The following is a 15590-nucleotide window of genomic DNA, read 5'->3' as shown; positions in this document are numbered from 1 at the left end:
GGAGAGAGCCATGTCCGACACTATTTCGTTTCTCGCCCCGCGTGCCGATGTGCTTGCCCGCCGCCGGCAGATCGTCGCCGATCTCATCGACCTGCTGCCGCCGGAATGCCTGGTGCATGAGGCGCGCGAGCTGATGCCGTTCGAGACCGATGCCTTCGTTTCCTATCGCCGGATGCCATTGGCAGTTGCCTTGCCGCGGACCACCGCGGAAGTGGCCGCAGTCATGAAATACTGTCATCGCTATGGCGTCCCGGTGGTGCCGCGCGGTGCGGGAACGTCGCTCTCGGGCGGAGCGATTCCGCAGGAGGATGCGGTGGTGGTTTGCGTATCCAAGATGAACCGCATTCTCGAAATTGATCTGCCCAACCGCGTGGCGGTGGTCGAGGCAGGCGTCACCAATCTGAATATCTCGGAATCCGTCTCGGCGGATGGTTTCTTTTACGCTCCCGACCCGAGCTCCCAGCTGGCCTGTACGATCGGGGGCAATATCGGGATGAATTCCGGCGGCGCGCACTGTCTGAAATACGGAGTGACGACGAACAATCTGCTCGGCGTAAGGATGGTGCTGATGGATGGTATCGTGATCGATCTTGGGGGCAAGGCACTCGATGCGGCGGGCTACGACTTGCTCGGCCTCGTTTGCGGACATGAGGGCCAGCTTGGGATCGTCACGGAAGCGACCGTTCGGCTGATCGCCAAGCCCGAGGGCGCGCGCCCGGTTCTCTTCGGTTTCGATACCTCCGAAGAGGCGGGGTCCTGCGTCGCCGACATCATCGCGGCAGGGATCATTCCCGTCGCCATCGAATTCATGGACAAGCCAGCAATCGAAATCTGCGAAGCCTTTGCCAAGGCCGGATATCCCCTTGATGTCGGCGCGCTATTGATCGTGGAGGTTGAAGGGTCGGAAGCGCAAATGGACGACATGCTGAAGAGCATTGTCGAAATCGCGCGCAGGCACAGCGTGAAAACCGTCCGTGAGTGCCAGTCGGCAACCGAGGCGGCGCTGATCTGGAAGGGCCGCAAGTCGGCCTTCGGCGCAACCGGCCGTATTGCGGACTATATCTGCATGGACGGAACCGTTCCGCTCAGCCAGCTGTCTTATGTGCTGAAGAAAACCTCTGAAATCATCGATCGCTATGGGCTTCGCGTCGCCAACGTGTTCCATGCCGGCGATGGCAACATGCATCCGCTGATCCTCTTCAATGCCAACGATCCGGAAGATGCCGCCCGCGCGGAAGCGGCGGGCATGGAAATCCTGAAGCTGTGCGTCGATGCCGGTGGTTGTCTGACCGGCGAGCATGGCGTCGGCATCGAAAAGCGCGACCTGATGCGCCATCAGTATTCCGAAGCGGATTTGGCGCAGCAGATGGCAGCACGTGCAGCCTTCGATCCGGCCTGGCTCCTGAATCCGTCCAAAGTCTTCCCGCTCGAGGGGCGCCCAGCCGCATGATCGACCTATTGCCTATGGCGGACGAAGAGGCTGCGGCAATCGTCCGCAGCCATGCGCGGGAAGGCAAGCCGCTCGCGATCTGCGGCGGCAACACCCGGTCCGGTTTCGGAAACGCCGTGGTTGCGGAAAGCCGCCTGCGGTCGTCCAATCTCGGCGGGATCACGGCCTATAATCCGGGCGAGATGGTTTTGACGGCCCGCTCGGGAACACCGTTGTCCGAGATCGAAGCCGCACTGGCGGAGAACGGTCAGATGATGGCATTCGAGCCGATGGACCATCGGCCGATCATGGGAACGGCAGGCGAACCGACGATCGGTGGCGTTTTTGCCGCCAACGTCTCGGGCCCGCGCCGTTTCGTTGCAGGGGCGGCGCGCGACAGCCTGCTTGGCGTCAGCTTCATCAACGGCAGGGGCGAGGTGATCAAGGCCGGCGGCCGCGTGATGAAGAATGTCACCGGGCTGGACCTCGTCAAGTTGATGGCCGGCTCACACGGCACGCTGGGGTTCCTGACGGAAGTGACGTTCCGCGTGCCACCGCGACCACGAACCGAAGCGACGATCGTCGTCTCCGGGTTGAACGATGCCGAAGCCGCCAACGCCATGGCGGCGGCGACGGCCTTGCCGGTCGAAGTCTCCGGCGCCGCGCACCTGCCGATGACCGTCTCCTGGAAATTTCTCGACAGCACGCTCTCTGAAGGCGAGGCGACCTGTCTGCGGATCGAGGGCCTGCCCAGCTCTGTCGATGCCAGGGCAACCAAGCTCGCCGCGGCCATGGCAAGGTTCGGATCCGTCGCGCGGCTGGAACAAAGCGAGAGTGTCCGCCTCTGGAAAGACATCCGCGACGTTGCTCCTTATGCCGACGGCACGCCGCGACCGGTCTGGCGTGTCTCGGTAGCCCCAAGCGTCGGTCACCAGCTAGTCGCGGCACTTCGGCTTGAGGCTGGGGTCGATGCATTCTACGACTGGCAAGGTGGGCTGATCTGGATGCGGATGGAGGCAGATGCCGATGCCGACCTCCTGCGTCGTTTCATCAAGGCGCTGGGCGGCGGTCACGCCACGCTCATCCGCGCATCCGAACAGATGCGATCAATGACGGCTGCCTTTCAGCCACAGCAGGAAGCTGTAGCCTTGCTGTCGCAGCGGCTGAAACTGAAATTCGATCCCGCCGGCATCTTCAATCCCGGGAAGATGGCAGGAGCATAGGGCAATGCAGACCAATTTCACGCCGGCCCAGCTTGCCGACCCTGATGTTGCCGAATCCGAGAAGATCCTGCGCAAATGCGTGCATTGCGGCTTCTGCACCGCGACCTGTCCGACCTATGTGACGCTCGGCAACGAGCTAGACAGCCCGCGCGGGCGCATCTACCTGATCAAGGACATGCTGGAAAACGGGCGCCCGGCGGACGCCGAGGTCGTCACCCATATCGACCGTTGTCTGTCCTGTCTCGCCTGCGTGACGACCTGTCCTTCCGGCGTCGATTACATGCACCTGGTCGACCACGCACGGGCGCATATCGAAAAGACCTACAAGCGTCCGTTCATGAACCGGCTGGTGCGCGCCATCCTTGCCGCCGTTCTGCCTTATCCCGATCGATTTCGCCTGGCGCTCAAGCTGTCGTCGGCGGGCCGTCCGTTGGCTGGCCTTTTGCAGCGTGCGCCCGCATTGAAACCATTTGCCGCGATGCTGGCGCTGGCGCCGCGCCACATTCCTCCGGCTTCCGCCTATGCCGTGCCGGCGAGCCACCCGGCGGTCGGTGAGAAGCGTGGCCGCGTGGCGATCCTGACCGGTTGCGCGCAGCCGGTGTTGGATCCCGGCATCAACGAAGCGACGATCAGCCTCCTCACGCGGTTCGGAGTCGAAGTCGTCGTTCCGAAGGGAGAGAGCTGCTGCGGCTCGCTCGTCCATCACATGGGACGCGAGGAGCAGGCATTGGCGAGCGCACGTGCCAACATCGATGTGTGGACGCGGGAAATCGAGAGGGGCGGGCTCGAGGCAATTATCATCACCGCCTCCGGCTGCGGCACAACGATCAAGGACTATGGCCATATGCTGCGGCTTGATGCTGCCTATGCCGAAAAGGCGGCGCGCGTCTCGTCCCTGGCGAAGGACATTACAGATTTTCTCGTATCCCTCGAGCTCCCCGCGCAGGTGCCGAAGGGCATCACCGTCGCCTACCATTCGGCCTGTTCGATGCAGCACGGCCAGAAAATCACAATGGCGCCGAAGCAGCTGTTGAAGGCTGCGGGCTTCAATGTCCGGGATCCTGCCGAAGGTCACCTGTGTTGTGGCTCCGCTGGCACCTACAACATCCTGCAGTCTGATATTTCCGATACGCTCAAGGCCCGCAAGGTCAAGAATCTCGAGGCAACCAAGTCGCATGTAATCGCCACTGGCAACATTGGCTGCATGATGCAGATTGCGACCGGGACCGCCGTTCCGATCGTCCACACGATCCAGCTGCTGGATTGGGCCTATGGCGGGGACATACCGGAAAAATTAAAGGGTTTGCACTTAGCTTAGCGGCGCCGGATCGTCCGGCGATCTCAGGAGCCCGCCATGTATCGCACCATCCTCGCGCTTACGGTTTTCTGTGGTGCGGCCAGTGCCGCCCATGCAGACACTCGCTTTTTCTGCTCGGCGGATGACAAGGATGTGCGCTTCACGGTGGAAAGCGGCTTCGAGGCCGGAGGCGGCCACAAGCTCAATCATTTTCGCGGCGCACTGGTGATTAAGAGCGGCGACATCACGCAAGCGCTTAAGAAGATTGCCGTCACTTCAGAAAACCTGACGCACCATTGGTCGTATGACGGCGAATTGCGGCTGGAGGTGTTCTATGAAGCTGGCGACGATGCGAATGGTCAGGGAATCAGCCTGATCGTGATTGCCGGCCAGCTCGGCAAATCCATGAACGCATTCTCGGGGACCTATGAACTCGCTCTCGAAGGTGGCGCGAAACCATTCACAGCCACCGGCAAGGTCAGCTGCGGATCAAAATAGGCGACCGGTTGTCCGGCCGCCTAATTACTTGTCTCAGCCGCCGAACAGCGTCCGCAACACGTCGATGCCACGATCCTCGAAGCTGATCTCGCCCTGCTTGTTGCCGGGACCGATGACGATGACCTTGGTGCCGACCGGCGCGCGATCGTAGAGTTCGATCACATCCTTGTTCATCATGCGGATGCAGCCGGACGACATGTTCAGGCCGATCGTCCATGGCTGGTTGGTGCCATGGATGCGGAAGATCGTGTCGCGGCCGCCCTTGTAGAGATACATCGCGCGGGCACCGAGCGGATTGTCCTCGCCGCCTTCCTGGAAGGCCGGGATGATATGACCCTTCGCCGCTTCGCGAACGCGCATCTCAGCCGGCGGCGTCCAGGTCGGCCACTCTGCCTTGCGGCCGATCTTGACCACACCTGACCAGCCGAAGCCCTCGCGGCCGACGCCGATGCCGTAGCGCGTCGCGCGGTTCTTGGTTTCGACGAGATACAGGAACTTGTTGTTGGTATCGATGATGATCGTGCCGGGCGTTTCGTTCGTGACGAGGCGCACGCGCTGGCGCTTGAACTGCGGCTTGACCGATTTCGGCGGCGAGGCAACCCGAACGACAGGTGCGCCATCGTGAACAGGCGTAGTCGGCTGCGCCGAAACCGATGTGGACATGGAGGAGACGAGAAGGCCGGCGGCCGCAAGAGCCGTCGCGAATTTCAGCATGGTTGATTCCCTCAAAGCAAAACCGGACCGAAGCTACCCGAACTTCGGTCCAGTTCAAGATGTTGGGCGCGGAATGAAACAGCTGCGGTGTCTAATTTCAACTATTCCCGGCTCCGCGCCGGTATTGATAGGCCCTTACATGACGATGACGCGGGTTCCAACCTTTACGCGTTCGTAAAGGTCAACAACGTCTTCATTGCGCAGCCTGATGCAGCCGGAGGACACGGCGTTGCCGATCGTCCACGGCGCATTGGTTCCATGAATGCGATAGAGCGTCGAACCGAGATACATGGCACGCGCGCCGAGCGGGTTGCCGGGACCGCCGTCCATGCGCGCGGGAAGATAGTGGCCCTTCGCAGCTTCGCGACCGATCATTTCCGAAGGCGGCGTCCAGTCCGGCCATTCGGACTTGCGGGTGATCTTGTGCACGCCGGCCCATTCGAAGCCCGGCTTGCCGACGCCGACGCCGTAACGCCGCGCCTTGCCGCCGTCCATGACCAGATAAAGGAAGCGGCTGTTGGTATCGATGACGATCGTGCCGGGCTGTTCCTTGGTGTCGTAGGTGACGATCTGCGGCAGGTATTGCGGCTCAAGCTGACGACGGATGACGGGAACACCAGGATTGATGGCGGATACCGGCTGCGCCTTGGCCGCAGGAGCGCGGCCGAAGGCGCCGGACGTGAACAGACCGCGCTGCGCGGCGACCGGTCGCTGGTAGACGACGGGACGAACCTTGCCGCCGAGCTGCATGATCCACGGGGCTGCAAGATCCGGGCTCAGCACGACCGGCGGGCGTGTCGCGTAGCGGTCGTCGCCAAGCGCGGCCGTGGAAAAGACGCCGAGCATCGCTGCGGCGAGCATAAGGGATTTCATCATCGGACGGACTCTCTACAAATGGCCGAAATGCGCGGACGGCAGCGGCCGCCTGCCTTCACGCTGCCATCGTTCCCGCCAGCGAATAGTAAATTTGAGTTCATTCAAGTCTGAAGCGCGAGATAAACTTTTCGTCAGGGTTATCGTTCGGTTTGGAAACAGAGTTTGCAAATGGTAAAGCCGGATTCGCAGCACGAAAGCGAAGCGGGATCATGAGCGATACGGGCATTATTATCGGCGAAGACGGCAAGAGCCGCTGTCACTGGCATGCCAACCTCCCGGATTATCTTAGATATCACGATGAGGAATGGGGACGCCCGGTAACGGATGATACCCGCCTCTTCGAGAAGATCTGCCTGGAGGGGTTCCAGTCCGGCTTGTCCTGGCTCACCATCCTGCGCAAGCGCGACAATTTCCGCGCTGCCTTCGCCGGCTTCGATTTCGAGAAGGTTGCGCTTTTCGACGACAGCGATATCGAGCGCTGCCTTGCCGATCCCGGCATCGTGCGCCATCGCGGCAAGATCGTTTCGACGATCAACAATGCCCGACGTGCGATTGAATTGCGGCAGGAATTCGGCTCGCTTGGCCGCTATTTCTGGAGCTTTGAACCCGGTCACAACGAGCGGCCGAAGGTGGTCGACCGTGCCGCTGTTATGGCCAACCCGACAACGCCGACATCGGTCGTCATTTCCAAGAATCTGAAGAAACGCGGGTGGACGTTTGTCGGCCCGACCACAGTTTATGCCTTCATGCAGGCAATGGGTCTCGTCAACGATCATGTTGAAGGTTGTTTCTGCCGCGTCGAGGTAGAGGCGATGCGCGATGCGCTGGTGCGCCCATGAAGGCGCTCGCGGCAACCGTCGCCTTCTGCCTGGTAGCGTCCATGGCATTCGCCCAGTCACCGGAGCTGCAGCCTGGCGAGCGACTGGAAAAGCTACAGTTTCCGGCCGCAACCATGGAGCTCAAGGGCTGGACGAAGTTCGGCAACGGGCGCGTCTACACGCTTCCGGTCAAGGCGGGCCAGCATGTGAAGGTCAGCTTTTCGACGAAGAGCAAGTTTGCCTTCCTCTCGATATTCGATCTCGCGACGCCCGATGAGGAGGCAATCTTTGGTACCGACGAGGATGGCAGCAGCTACAATATCACCGTGAAGGACAACACCACCTGGCTGCTGCGGCCTTACTATTCCAAGGTATCGCCGCGCCGCGGCCTTGGCGCACCCTACAGCATTCTCGTCGAGCCTCAGGCGACAGCGCCGCAACCAACCGCTCCGTCCGAGAAGCAATCGCCGTCGCCACTCTTTCCCTCAAGGCAGTGACAACGGGTTTAGCCAAGATCTTCGATCAGCCCACGCAGTTCGCCGAGATGTTCGATCTTGCGAAAGCGCGGTGCGTCCTTCGGTTCCTCGACATGCTCGATCACCCAGGTGAGTTCATGTGGCACGAAGACACCGTAGCTGCCGGCGGCGATTGCCGGGACAATGTCTGATTTCAGCGAGTTGCCGACCATCATGGCCCGTTCCGGGCCGCCGCCGACCTTGGAGAAGATCCGCCGATACGTCACGGCGGTTTTGTCGGAAACAATCTCAACGGCGTGAAAGAAGTCGCCGAGGCCGGATTGCGCCAGCTTGCGCTCCTGATCGAACAGGTCGCCCTTGGTGATCATTACCAGCAGATAATTCTCCGAGAGCGCCGCGAGCGTCTCCTGTACGTGTGGCAGGGTCTCGACCGGGTGGGAAAGCAGGTCGCGGCCGGTGTCGAGGATGCCGGCAATGACGCTGGCAGGCACCTTGCCTTCGGTGACTTCGATCGCCGTCTCGATCATCGACAGGGTAAATCCCTTGATGCCGAAGCCGTAGTGGCGGAGATTGCGCTTCTCGGCCTCCAGCAAGCGCTCCGAGATCCTCGGGCCGTCTGCATAATCGGCCAGCAACTCGGTGAAGTGCGCCTCGGTCAGCCGGTAGTATTGCTCATTCTGCCAGAGCGTGTCGTCGGCATCGAAGCCGATGGTTGTCAGCGCGCGAGTCGTCATCGCCCATCTCCGAGTGATCTGATTGGAATCTATTGAAAGACTGACGCGAAACAAGGGGATCGCAAAGCCGTGAGGCGAGTACACGGCATGTTGAAATGCCGCTGTCTCGCCTTACATCGATAGTGCCTCCCGCGCAGCCGTATTCCGGCTGTTCCCGTCATGCGCAGGCCAATAACCAAAAAATGAATTCATCTGTCCGTGGGCAGTGCCCGCGGTCGACACAAGGAAATCTTCGACCATGCGTTACAATCAACTTGGAAATACGGGACTATTCGTCTCCGAAATCTGCCTCGGCACCATGACCTTTGGAGCCGCCGGCGAGGGCAATATCTGGGGGTCCATTGCTGATGTTGATCAGAAGGCAGCTGACCAGATCGTCGAAAGGTCGCTTGCCGCTGGCGTGAATTTCATTGACACGGCCGACGTCTATTCCTTCGGCGAATCCGAGAAGCTGCTCGGCCAGGCCCTGAAGAACCTGGGCGTTCCTCGCAAGGACGTCGTCATCGCCACGAAGGTCTACGGCGTCATGGGCGACAAGCCAAACGACCGCGGCGCCTCACGTGGCCACATCATGGATTCGGTCGAGGCGAGCCTGAAGCGCCTGCAGGCCGATCATATCGATCTCTATCAGATCCACGCCACCGATACGGCCACGCCGATCGACGAGACGCTGCGCGCCTTGGACGATCTCGTGTCTCGCGGTCTGGTGCGCTATGTCGGCGTCTCCAACTGGCAGGCATGGCGCATCGCCAAGGCGCTCGGCATCTCCGAACGCCGCGGCTTCGCGCGCTTCGAGACGGTACAGGCCTACTATTCGATCGCCGGGCGCGATCTGGAACGTGACATCGTGCCAATGATGCAGGAAGAGAAGCTCGGGCTGATGGTCTGGTCGCCGCTGGCTGGTGGCCTCCTCTCCGGCAAGTATGGGCCGGGAACCCCAGGCAATGGGGAAGGGCGCCGCGCCTCGTTCGACTTCCCGCCGGTAGACAAGGATCGCGCCTGGGCCTGCGTTGCCGTCATGCGCGAGATCGCCGAGAAGCACGGCACGAGCGTCGCGACCGTGGCGCTTGCCTATATCCTCGCCAAGCCATTCGTGACGACTGTCATCATCGGGGCCAAGCGCGTCGAGCAGCTCGACCAGAACCTGGCGGCCGTCAATTTGAAACTCGATGCCGGCGACCTGAAGAAACTGGACGACGTCAGCGAACTCGCGCCTGAATATCCGGGCTGGATGCTTGCGCGACAGGGAGCCGGTCGCCGACCGGAACCATTTGAACCAAGAGCCTGATCGAAGTCTAGTGAAGCGGACGCCGGAGCTTTATACCCCGGCGTCCTTTGCGATTACTTGCCGTGTGCCTTGAGCCAAGCCTGCATGTCGGCGATCTCCGCCTCCTGGGCCTTGATCACCGCTTCGGCGAGCTTGCGAATTTCCGGATCCTTGCCGTACTGCAGCTCGATCTTCGCCATGTCGATCGCGCCCTGATGATGCGGAATCATACCGCGGACAAAATCGACATCGGCATCACCGCTATAGGTGATCGCCATATCCTTGTGCATCTTGGCGTTGGCTTCAGCAAAAGCATGGCTTGCTGCGCTGTGGTCGCCCATCGGCTTGCTCATGTCCATTTGCATGTCCTCGGCGGCGGCGAACGTGGCCGAGAGTGCAAGAGCCGTGGCGATGACGATAACTTTCAGAGACATGGGATTTCCTTCCTCTGTCTGATACTGGAATTCAATGCGCGGTCGAAACCGCAGCGGTCCATGAAAGCCTGTCAGATGAGCCGGGGAGGCGGCGCCAGCGGCGCGGGTCGCGCATCCCGCATGGCATGAGCGGGTCCGGGAGCAGGATAGGAAAATAGTTGCTTGCCGGTTGCGGCGAAAGTCATCGACGGCGGCACGACAAGACAGGCCGAGCAGAAAGGCATGTGCACCATGCCGCTGGCTGAGCAGGGATCCTGTTGTGGCGCCGGCGATTTGGCTTTCTCGCCCATATCCATCCCGCTTATGTGCTGATGCTCGACGCTGGCATTCGAAGCGACGGTTTGTATGGACAGGCATGTCGGACAGCCAGCCCAGGCGGACATGGTGCCGTAAGCAAGCCAGGCGAACACCATCGCTATGATTGCAAGAAAGCGCATGCCGTCAAAATAGGAACACGACACGAAGAAGCCAAGGTGCTTTTTGCGGATTTGGCAGGCGCTACCAGCGCGGTTGCAGCATTAAACCCGTAGCGGATGCATATCGCGAGATTACGGTGCAGGCCGCCCAGCGACTTTGACTTGATCTGGCCAATATCAATAGGGCACATGCTCCATAATGATCTGCGTGTGCAGCATCGGCGCCTCCGCTCCGAAATAGGTTTCCAGCAGCGGCAGAAAATCGTCCGACAGATAGAAATACGTCAGTGCACGATCGGCCAGCAGGCGGAAGTTGGCGTCGTCGCGACGTAGCGCTATCGCATAGGGTTCGTGCGTAAACAGCCGATCGCCGATCTCGAGCGAGGACGGATCGCGCGCCCGCTTGGCCAGGCTGATGAGCAGCACCTGATCGGCGATATAGGCATCGATCTTGTGATCCTCCAGCGCCGTAAGCCCGTCCTCGTGCGTCTCGAAATCGGCAAGCCTCGTCTTCGACACCTGGGTTGCCAGCGCCTCGCGCAGCGTCGCTCCCGTTGTCGTGCTTGCACGCACGCCGATTACGCGCGTGGATGCGACACTCTGACTAACGGAGCGAACAGCGGGCTTGTCGAGAAAAAGAGTCTGCAGGTAGTTGGGCGAATCTTTGCGGAGCAGCGCAGTCGCCCCGGTCAGGAAGATGGGCTGTGAGAAGTCGACGATTTCCCGCCTCTTCAAAGTGACGGTGATCGCACCGCAAAGCAGATCGACCTCTCCATTCTTCACCGCATCGAAGCCGTTGGCGAGGGTCATCTCTATGTATTCGCGCTTCAGTTGCGGAACTTGACGTTCTAGTTCATCGGCGATCTTGCCACAGAGGTCGATAGCATATCCCGTCGGATTAATGCCCGGCTTGCTGGAGGAGAAGGGCGCCTCGTCGGCGATGTAGCCGATGCGCACGCTGTTGCGCTCAGTGATCGTGTCGAGCGTCGCAGCGGCTGCCGCGAAAGCCGAAAGGCAAAGGGCAAGATTCGCCACTAGAAGCCGTCTCATGCACTTTGCCATAGGCATGATCCTCATCTTCGAACGGTTGCGATTTCAAAGGCGTACACGCAGACTATGGGCTGTCCGCCATTTGTCAACTGAGGACACCTCGGCGCGGCTCGAACTGACTACCTCATCCTGAACGAGATTCGGGCTCGGAAGAGACGAGCCTCAATAGGCGGCAACGACCTTATGCACGATCTGATAGTCGGCGCTCTCCTCGCCGAGTGGCGCCACGGGCCATGTCCAGTTGGCTTGAACCGATGACAGCGACACGCCGTGCAGCAGGTCAGCCTCCTCATGAAGCTTCCCGCTGCGGTCGATGACCGCATAGCAGACATCGGTAATCAGGCAGGTCTTGCAGGGCGCTGCCTCCAGCCCAGAGCGGTGTGCCTCGATCAGTCGCGTGACGGTATCGGAGGGCATGGCGCCTTTCTCTTCCGCCTCGTAGCAGCGTTTTGCGCCACGACCGATCTGGGAGAGGAGATTGGCCGAGATGACGAAATCGAGATACGGGACGGTCCTCAGAAAGGCGAGCGGCTCCGGCTGTTTACCCCCGGCAAGCTCGTCATAACCCGAAAGGTCACGCTCGATCAGGCGAACATTGCGGTATCGCTTGAACCGAAGCCACAGGCGCACCGAGGCAAGATGCACGAGATCAACGATCACGACGGTGTCAAAGGTCTCGGCCAGCTCCTTTATCGGCACATCACGCAGCAGGCCGGATCCCAAAACGACCACCGTCCGCCTCTGCCGCAAACCCGCCACGGCGCTCCTTACAGCGCTCCGGCTACGCTCCTCGTGCTCCTCCCATTGCCGGCTGCAGCGGCCGGCGCGGGACCATAGATTGACGGAGCATCGGATGAACCGGCGATGCGCCTTCAGCGTCATCGGAACGGTCGCGGCGTAGAGAAGTGCCTCCGCGATCACGATGTAGCTCCCGCCATTCGATCCATTCTCCCTCGTTCAATTGATTCTGTGTTCCGGATCAAGGGCCTTCGCCCTTGCCGCATCCGGCCCTTTCCGCTAGGAAATCGCCACTGTCACAGCGAGCGGAATACCTTGGAAATGAACGACAAGCAGAAGAAACCACAAAAGCTCAAGGCCAGACTTCCACGCGGCTTCGTCGATCGTTCGGCAGCCGACATTCGTGCCGTCAACGAAATGACCGCGAAGATCCGGGAAGTCTATGAGCATTATGGTTTCGATCCTGTCGAAACGCCGCTCTTCGAATATACCGATGCGCTCGGCAAGTTCTTGCCCGATGCCGACCGACCGAACGAAGGCGTCTTCTCGCTGCAGGACGACGACGAGCAGTGGATGTCCTTGCGCTACGACCTGACGGCGCCGCTCGCCCGTCTTGTCGCCGAGAATTTCAACGAGATCCAGCTGCCGTACCGCACCTATCGCGCCGGCTATGTCTTCCGCAACGAGAAGCCGGGTCCGGGCCGTTTCCGCCAGTTCATGCAGTTCGACGCCGATACCGTCGGCGCACCAGATGTCTCGGCGGATGCCGAGATGTGCATGATGATGGCGGACACGATGGATGCGCTTGGTCTAGCCGGGCAGTACGTGGTCCGTGTCAACAACCGCAAAGTTATCGATGGCGTCATGGAGGAAGCGGGCCTTGGTGGCGAACAGAATGCTGGTCGGCGTTTGGGCGTGCTGCGCGCAATCGATAAGCTCGATAAGTTCGGCTTCGACGGCGTGCGACTGCTACTGGGTGGTGGCCGTAAGGATGAGTCAGGTGACTTTACCAAGGGCGCTGGCCTGACCGCAGATCAGATTGAGTTTATCCTGGGCTATCTCAAAGGGGATGATTTCCGCCCGGCGAGCGATCTTTATGCTGCGGGCCACGCCGAACTGCAAAAGATAGAGGCGCTCGTAAGAGCGGCCGGCTATGATGAGGATCGTATCAGGATAGATCCATCTGTCATCCGCGGTCTCGAATACTACACCGGCCCGGTCTACGAGGCCGAGTTGAGTTTCGACGTGACCAACGAGAAGGGCGAAAAGGTCGTTTTCGGTTCCGTCGGCGGCGGCGGTCGCTACGACGGCCTTGTGTCCCGCTTCATGGGCCAGGCGGTACCGGCCACCGGCTTTTCCATCGGCGTCTCGCGCCTGATGACGGCGCTGAAGAACCTCGGAAAGCTCGGCCAGGCCGACGTCATCGAGCCTGTTCTGGTGACTGTCATGGACGGCGATGTCGAGGCAATGGGCCGCTACCAGCGTATGACGCAGGAACTGCGCAAGGCCGGCGTCCGCGCCGAGATGTATCAGGGCAACTGGAAGAAATTCGGCAACCAGCTAAAATATGCCGACCGCCGCGGCTGCCCCGTTGCCATCATTCAGGGCGGCGACGAGCGCGCTGAGGGCGTCGTGCAGATCAAGGACCTAATCGAGGGCAAGCGCCTGTCGGGCGAGATCGAGGACAACGCCAGCTGGCGCGAGGCGCGCGTCGCCCAGGAGACTGTTGCCGAAAGCGATCTGGTCGCCAAGGTCAAGGAAATTTTGGCGGCGCAGGCCGAAGACCGGAATAGGGCGGGCTGAGATGGCCCTGATCAACCTGCCGGACTTCTCCGGCGATCTCCTCTCAGAGTTTGCGGCGCGAAAGACGGAGAGGGTGGACACACCCGTCATCCAGCCCGCCGAACCCTTCCTCGATATCGCCGGTGAGGATCTTCGCCGCCGCATCTTCATGACCGAGAGCGAGACAGGTGCCAGCCTCTGCCTGCGTCCCGAATTCACGATTCCCGTCTGTCTACGCCACATCGAGAGCGCGACCGGCACGCCGAAGCGCTATTCCTATCTCGGCGAAGTCTTCCGCCAGCGGCGCGAAGGCGGAAGCGAGTTCTATCAGGCCGGGATCGAGGATCTCGGCGACATCAATATCGCCGCTGCCGACGCGCGGGCAATCGGCGATGCGATCGGCGTCTTGGAGCGTGTCGTTCCGGGTAAGCGCCTTGCGGTCACCCTCGGCGATCAGGCCGTCTTCGAAGCGGTCGTGCAGGCGCTCGGCCTGCCGCTCGGTTGGCAGAAGCGGCTGATCCACGCCTTCGGCAACATGAGCCAGCTCGAAGCTCTGCTGGCGAGCCTTGTCAGCCCTCAGTTCGTCACCGGGCTGAGCAACGAGATCGCGCATCTGATCGCCGCCGACGACGAAGCCGCACTGGTCGCGCATATCGATGCGACGATGCAGGCGACGGGCTATTCGACGAATGCAAGCCGCTCGCCGCTGGAAATCGCGCGTCGCTTGAAGGAGAAACTCATCCTCTCCGAAACGCGCCTCGATGACGCGGCCTTCCGCGTGCTCGAGGAATTCTTGTCGCTGAATGTGCCGCTGATCAATGCCTCGGCGGCGCTGGCTGGCTTTGCCGATGCCGCGGGCCTCAAGCTCGGTAACGCGCTTGCGCGCTTCGACGGTCGCGTCGCCGCGTTGGCGAATGCCGGCGTCGATCTCGCGCTGATCGATTACCGCGCAGCCTTCGGGCGCCCGCTGGATTACTACACCGGTCTGGTTTTCGAGATTGGCGTTCAGGGCACGTCGGCCGTTCTCGCCGGTGGCGGCCGTTTCGATAAGTTGATGACCTTCCTTGGCGCCAAGGACCGCATTCCGGCCGTCGGCTTCTCGCTCTGGCTGGATCGCATCGAAGCGGAGAGGGCTGCCTGATGACGATTACCATCGCACTGCCCTCTAAGGGCCGCATGAAAGACGATGCTTCGGCGATCTTCGAACGCGCCGGCATCAGAATCACCGCTGTCGGCAACGATCGCTCCTATCGCGGACGGGTTGAGGGATGGGACGACGTCGAAGTGGCCTTCCTCTCCGCCTCCGAGATTTCCCGCGAGCTCGGTAGCGGCACGGTCGATTTCGGCGTCACCGGTGAAGATCTTATCCGCGAGGGGCTGGCAGAGGCGGATAAGCGTGTGGAGGTCTGTGCCCGTCTCGGTTTCGGCCACGCTGATGTCGTGGTTGCTGTCCCGGAAATCTGGCTCGATGTCGACACCATGGCCGACCTCGGCGATGTTGCCTCCGATTTCCGCGCCCGCCACGGCCGGCGCCTGGCGATCGCCACGAAATACTGGCGGCTGACGCAACAGTTCTTCTCCAGTCAGCACGGCATCCAGCTCTACCGCATCGTCGAGAGCCTTGGGGCAACGGAAGGGGCGCCGGCCTCAGGTTCCGCCGACATCATCGTCGATATCACCTCGACCGGCTCGACCCTTCGTGCGAACAACCTGAAGATCCTGTCCGATGGCGTCATTCTTCGCTCCGAGGCTTGCTTCGTCAGGGCGCGCAAAGAAAGCCATGTGAACGACGCCACAGTCCAGGGACTGGTAGACGCCGTTCGTTCGGCGCTCTGACC

General features: G+C 61.1%; 16 protein-coding genes. 10 read left to right on the top strand and 6 right to left on the bottom strand.

Annotated features, from left to right (window positions below):
* Nucleotides 1-10: 10 nt before the first annotated feature.
* Genes FHX09_RS09775 through FHX09_RS09760 form a run of 4 tightly spaced genes read left to right on the top strand, consistent with a single transcriptional unit; the run spans nucleotide 11 to nucleotide 4447 of the window.
* Entirely contained in the window at nucleotides 11-1450 is a 1440-nt protein-coding gene (locus tag FHX09_RS09775) for an FAD-linked oxidase C-terminal domain-containing protein (RefSeq protein ID WP_184449841.1), read from the top strand.
* Nucleotides 1447-2652, top strand: a complete 1206-nt coding sequence (gene glcE, locus FHX09_RS09770; protein ID WP_132588393.1) for a glycolate oxidase subunit GlcE — start codon at nucleotides 1447-1449, stop codon at nucleotides 2650-2652. The genes FHX09_RS09775 and glcE overlap by 4 nt, the downstream gene beginning before the upstream one ends.
* 4 nt (nucleotides 2653-2656) lie before the next feature.
* Complete coding sequence (gene glcF, locus FHX09_RS09765) at nucleotides 2657-3970, top strand: glycolate oxidase subunit GlcF (protein ID WP_184449839.1); 1314 nt, start codon at nucleotides 2657-2659, stop codon at nucleotides 3968-3970.
* Nucleotides 3971-4006: 36 nt separating this feature from the next.
* Entirely contained in the window at nucleotides 4007-4447 is a 441-nt protein-coding gene (locus FHX09_RS09760) for a hypothetical protein (RefSeq protein ID WP_132588395.1), read from the top strand.
* Nucleotides 4448-4480: 33 nt separating this feature from the next.
* Here FHX09_RS09760 and FHX09_RS09755 read toward each other — a convergent pair whose 3' ends face one another.
* Together FHX09_RS09755 and FHX09_RS09750 are read right to left on the bottom strand one after the other, a co-directional pair.
* A complete protein-coding gene (locus FHX09_RS09755) occupies nucleotides 4481-5161 on the bottom strand; it encodes a L,D-transpeptidase (protein WP_184449838.1) in 681 nt (226 codons plus the stop codon).
* 135 nt (nucleotides 5162-5296) lie between these two features.
* Nucleotides 5297-6037 (bottom strand): L,D-transpeptidase, encoded by a 741-nt coding sequence (locus tag FHX09_RS09750; RefSeq protein ID WP_132588397.1) that lies wholly within the window; start codon nucleotides 6035-6037, stop codon nucleotides 5297-5299.
* Nucleotides 6038-6246: 209 nt separating this feature from the next.
* Between FHX09_RS09750 and FHX09_RS09745 the strand changes: the two genes are divergently transcribed.
* Together FHX09_RS09745 and FHX09_RS09740 are read left to right on the top strand one after the other, a co-directional pair.
* Entirely contained in the window at nucleotides 6247-6876 is a 630-nt protein-coding gene (locus FHX09_RS09745) for a DNA-3-methyladenine glycosylase I (protein ID WP_184449836.1), read from the top strand.
* Complete coding sequence (locus FHX09_RS09740) at nucleotides 6873-7352, top strand: hypothetical protein (RefSeq protein WP_184449834.1); 480 nt, start codon at nucleotides 6873-6875, stop codon at nucleotides 7350-7352. The genes FHX09_RS09745 and FHX09_RS09740 overlap by 4 nt, the downstream gene beginning before the upstream one ends.
* Before the next feature lie 8 nt (nucleotides 7353-7360).
* Here the strand turns inward: FHX09_RS09740 and FHX09_RS09735 are convergent, their stop codons facing one another.
* Entirely contained in the window at nucleotides 7361-8065 is a 705-nt protein-coding gene (locus FHX09_RS09735; RefSeq protein WP_132588399.1) for an HAD family hydrolase, read from the bottom strand.
* Nucleotides 8066-8303: 238 nt separating this feature from the next.
* Here FHX09_RS09735 and FHX09_RS09730 point away from each other — a divergent pair, with 238 nt between their 5' ends.
* Nucleotides 8304-9353: an aldo/keto reductase gene (locus FHX09_RS09730; RefSeq protein ID WP_132588400.1), complete on the top strand. Its 1050-nt coding sequence runs from the start codon at nucleotides 8304-8306 to the stop codon at nucleotides 9351-9353.
* A 53-nt stretch (nucleotides 9354-9406) separates the two neighbouring features.
* Here FHX09_RS09730 and FHX09_RS09725 read toward each other — a convergent pair whose 3' ends face one another.
* The 3 genes from FHX09_RS09725 to FHX09_RS09715 form a co-directional block, all read right to left on the bottom strand.
* Nucleotides 9407-9766, bottom strand: coding sequence for a DUF305 domain-containing protein (locus tag FHX09_RS09725; RefSeq protein WP_132588401.1), 360 nt, complete (start codon nucleotides 9764-9766; stop codon nucleotides 9407-9409).
* Nucleotides 9767-10359: 593 nt separating this feature from the next.
* Nucleotides 10360-11232 (bottom strand): amino acid ABC transporter substrate-binding protein, encoded by an 873-nt coding sequence (locus FHX09_RS09720; RefSeq protein WP_244423799.1) that lies wholly within the window; start codon nucleotides 11230-11232, stop codon nucleotides 10360-10362.
* Nucleotides 11233-11394: 162 nt separating this feature from the next.
* Nucleotides 11395-12153 (bottom strand): hypothetical protein, encoded by a 759-nt coding sequence (locus tag FHX09_RS09715; RefSeq protein ID WP_132588403.1) that lies wholly within the window; start codon nucleotides 12151-12153, stop codon nucleotides 11395-11397.
* 138 nt (nucleotides 12154-12291) lie between these two features.
* Here FHX09_RS09715 and hisS point away from each other — a divergent pair, with 138 nt between their 5' ends.
* The 3 genes from hisS to hisG are packed head-to-tail and all read left to right on the top strand — an operon-like array spanning nucleotide 12292 to nucleotide 15588.
* Nucleotides 12292-13773 (top strand): histidine--tRNA ligase, encoded by a 1482-nt coding sequence (gene hisS, locus FHX09_RS09710; protein WP_183718899.1) that lies wholly within the window; start codon nucleotides 12292-12294, stop codon nucleotides 13771-13773.
* Between the two features lies 1 nt (nucleotide 13774).
* The gene (locus FHX09_RS09705) at nucleotides 13775-14893 is read left to right on the top strand and encodes an ATP phosphoribosyltransferase regulatory subunit (RefSeq protein WP_007799226.1); all 1119 of its coding nucleotides are present in this window, start codon (nucleotides 13775-13777) and stop codon (nucleotides 14891-14893) included.
* Entirely contained in the window at nucleotides 14893-15588 is a 696-nt protein-coding gene (hisG, locus tag FHX09_RS09700) for an ATP phosphoribosyltransferase (RefSeq protein ID WP_184449832.1), read from the top strand. The genes FHX09_RS09705 and hisG overlap by 1 nt, the downstream gene beginning before the upstream one ends.
* The last annotated feature ends 2 nt before the right edge of the window (nucleotides 15589-15590 follow it).

Origin of the sequence: Rhizobium sp. BK538, from assembly GCF_014197575.1 — a bacterium.
Classification (GTDB): Bacteria; Pseudomonadota; Alphaproteobacteria; order Rhizobiales; family Rhizobiaceae; genus Rhizobium.
Note: the sequence above shows the minus strand (reverse complement) of the source record. Positions and strands in the feature narration are given on the sequence as shown.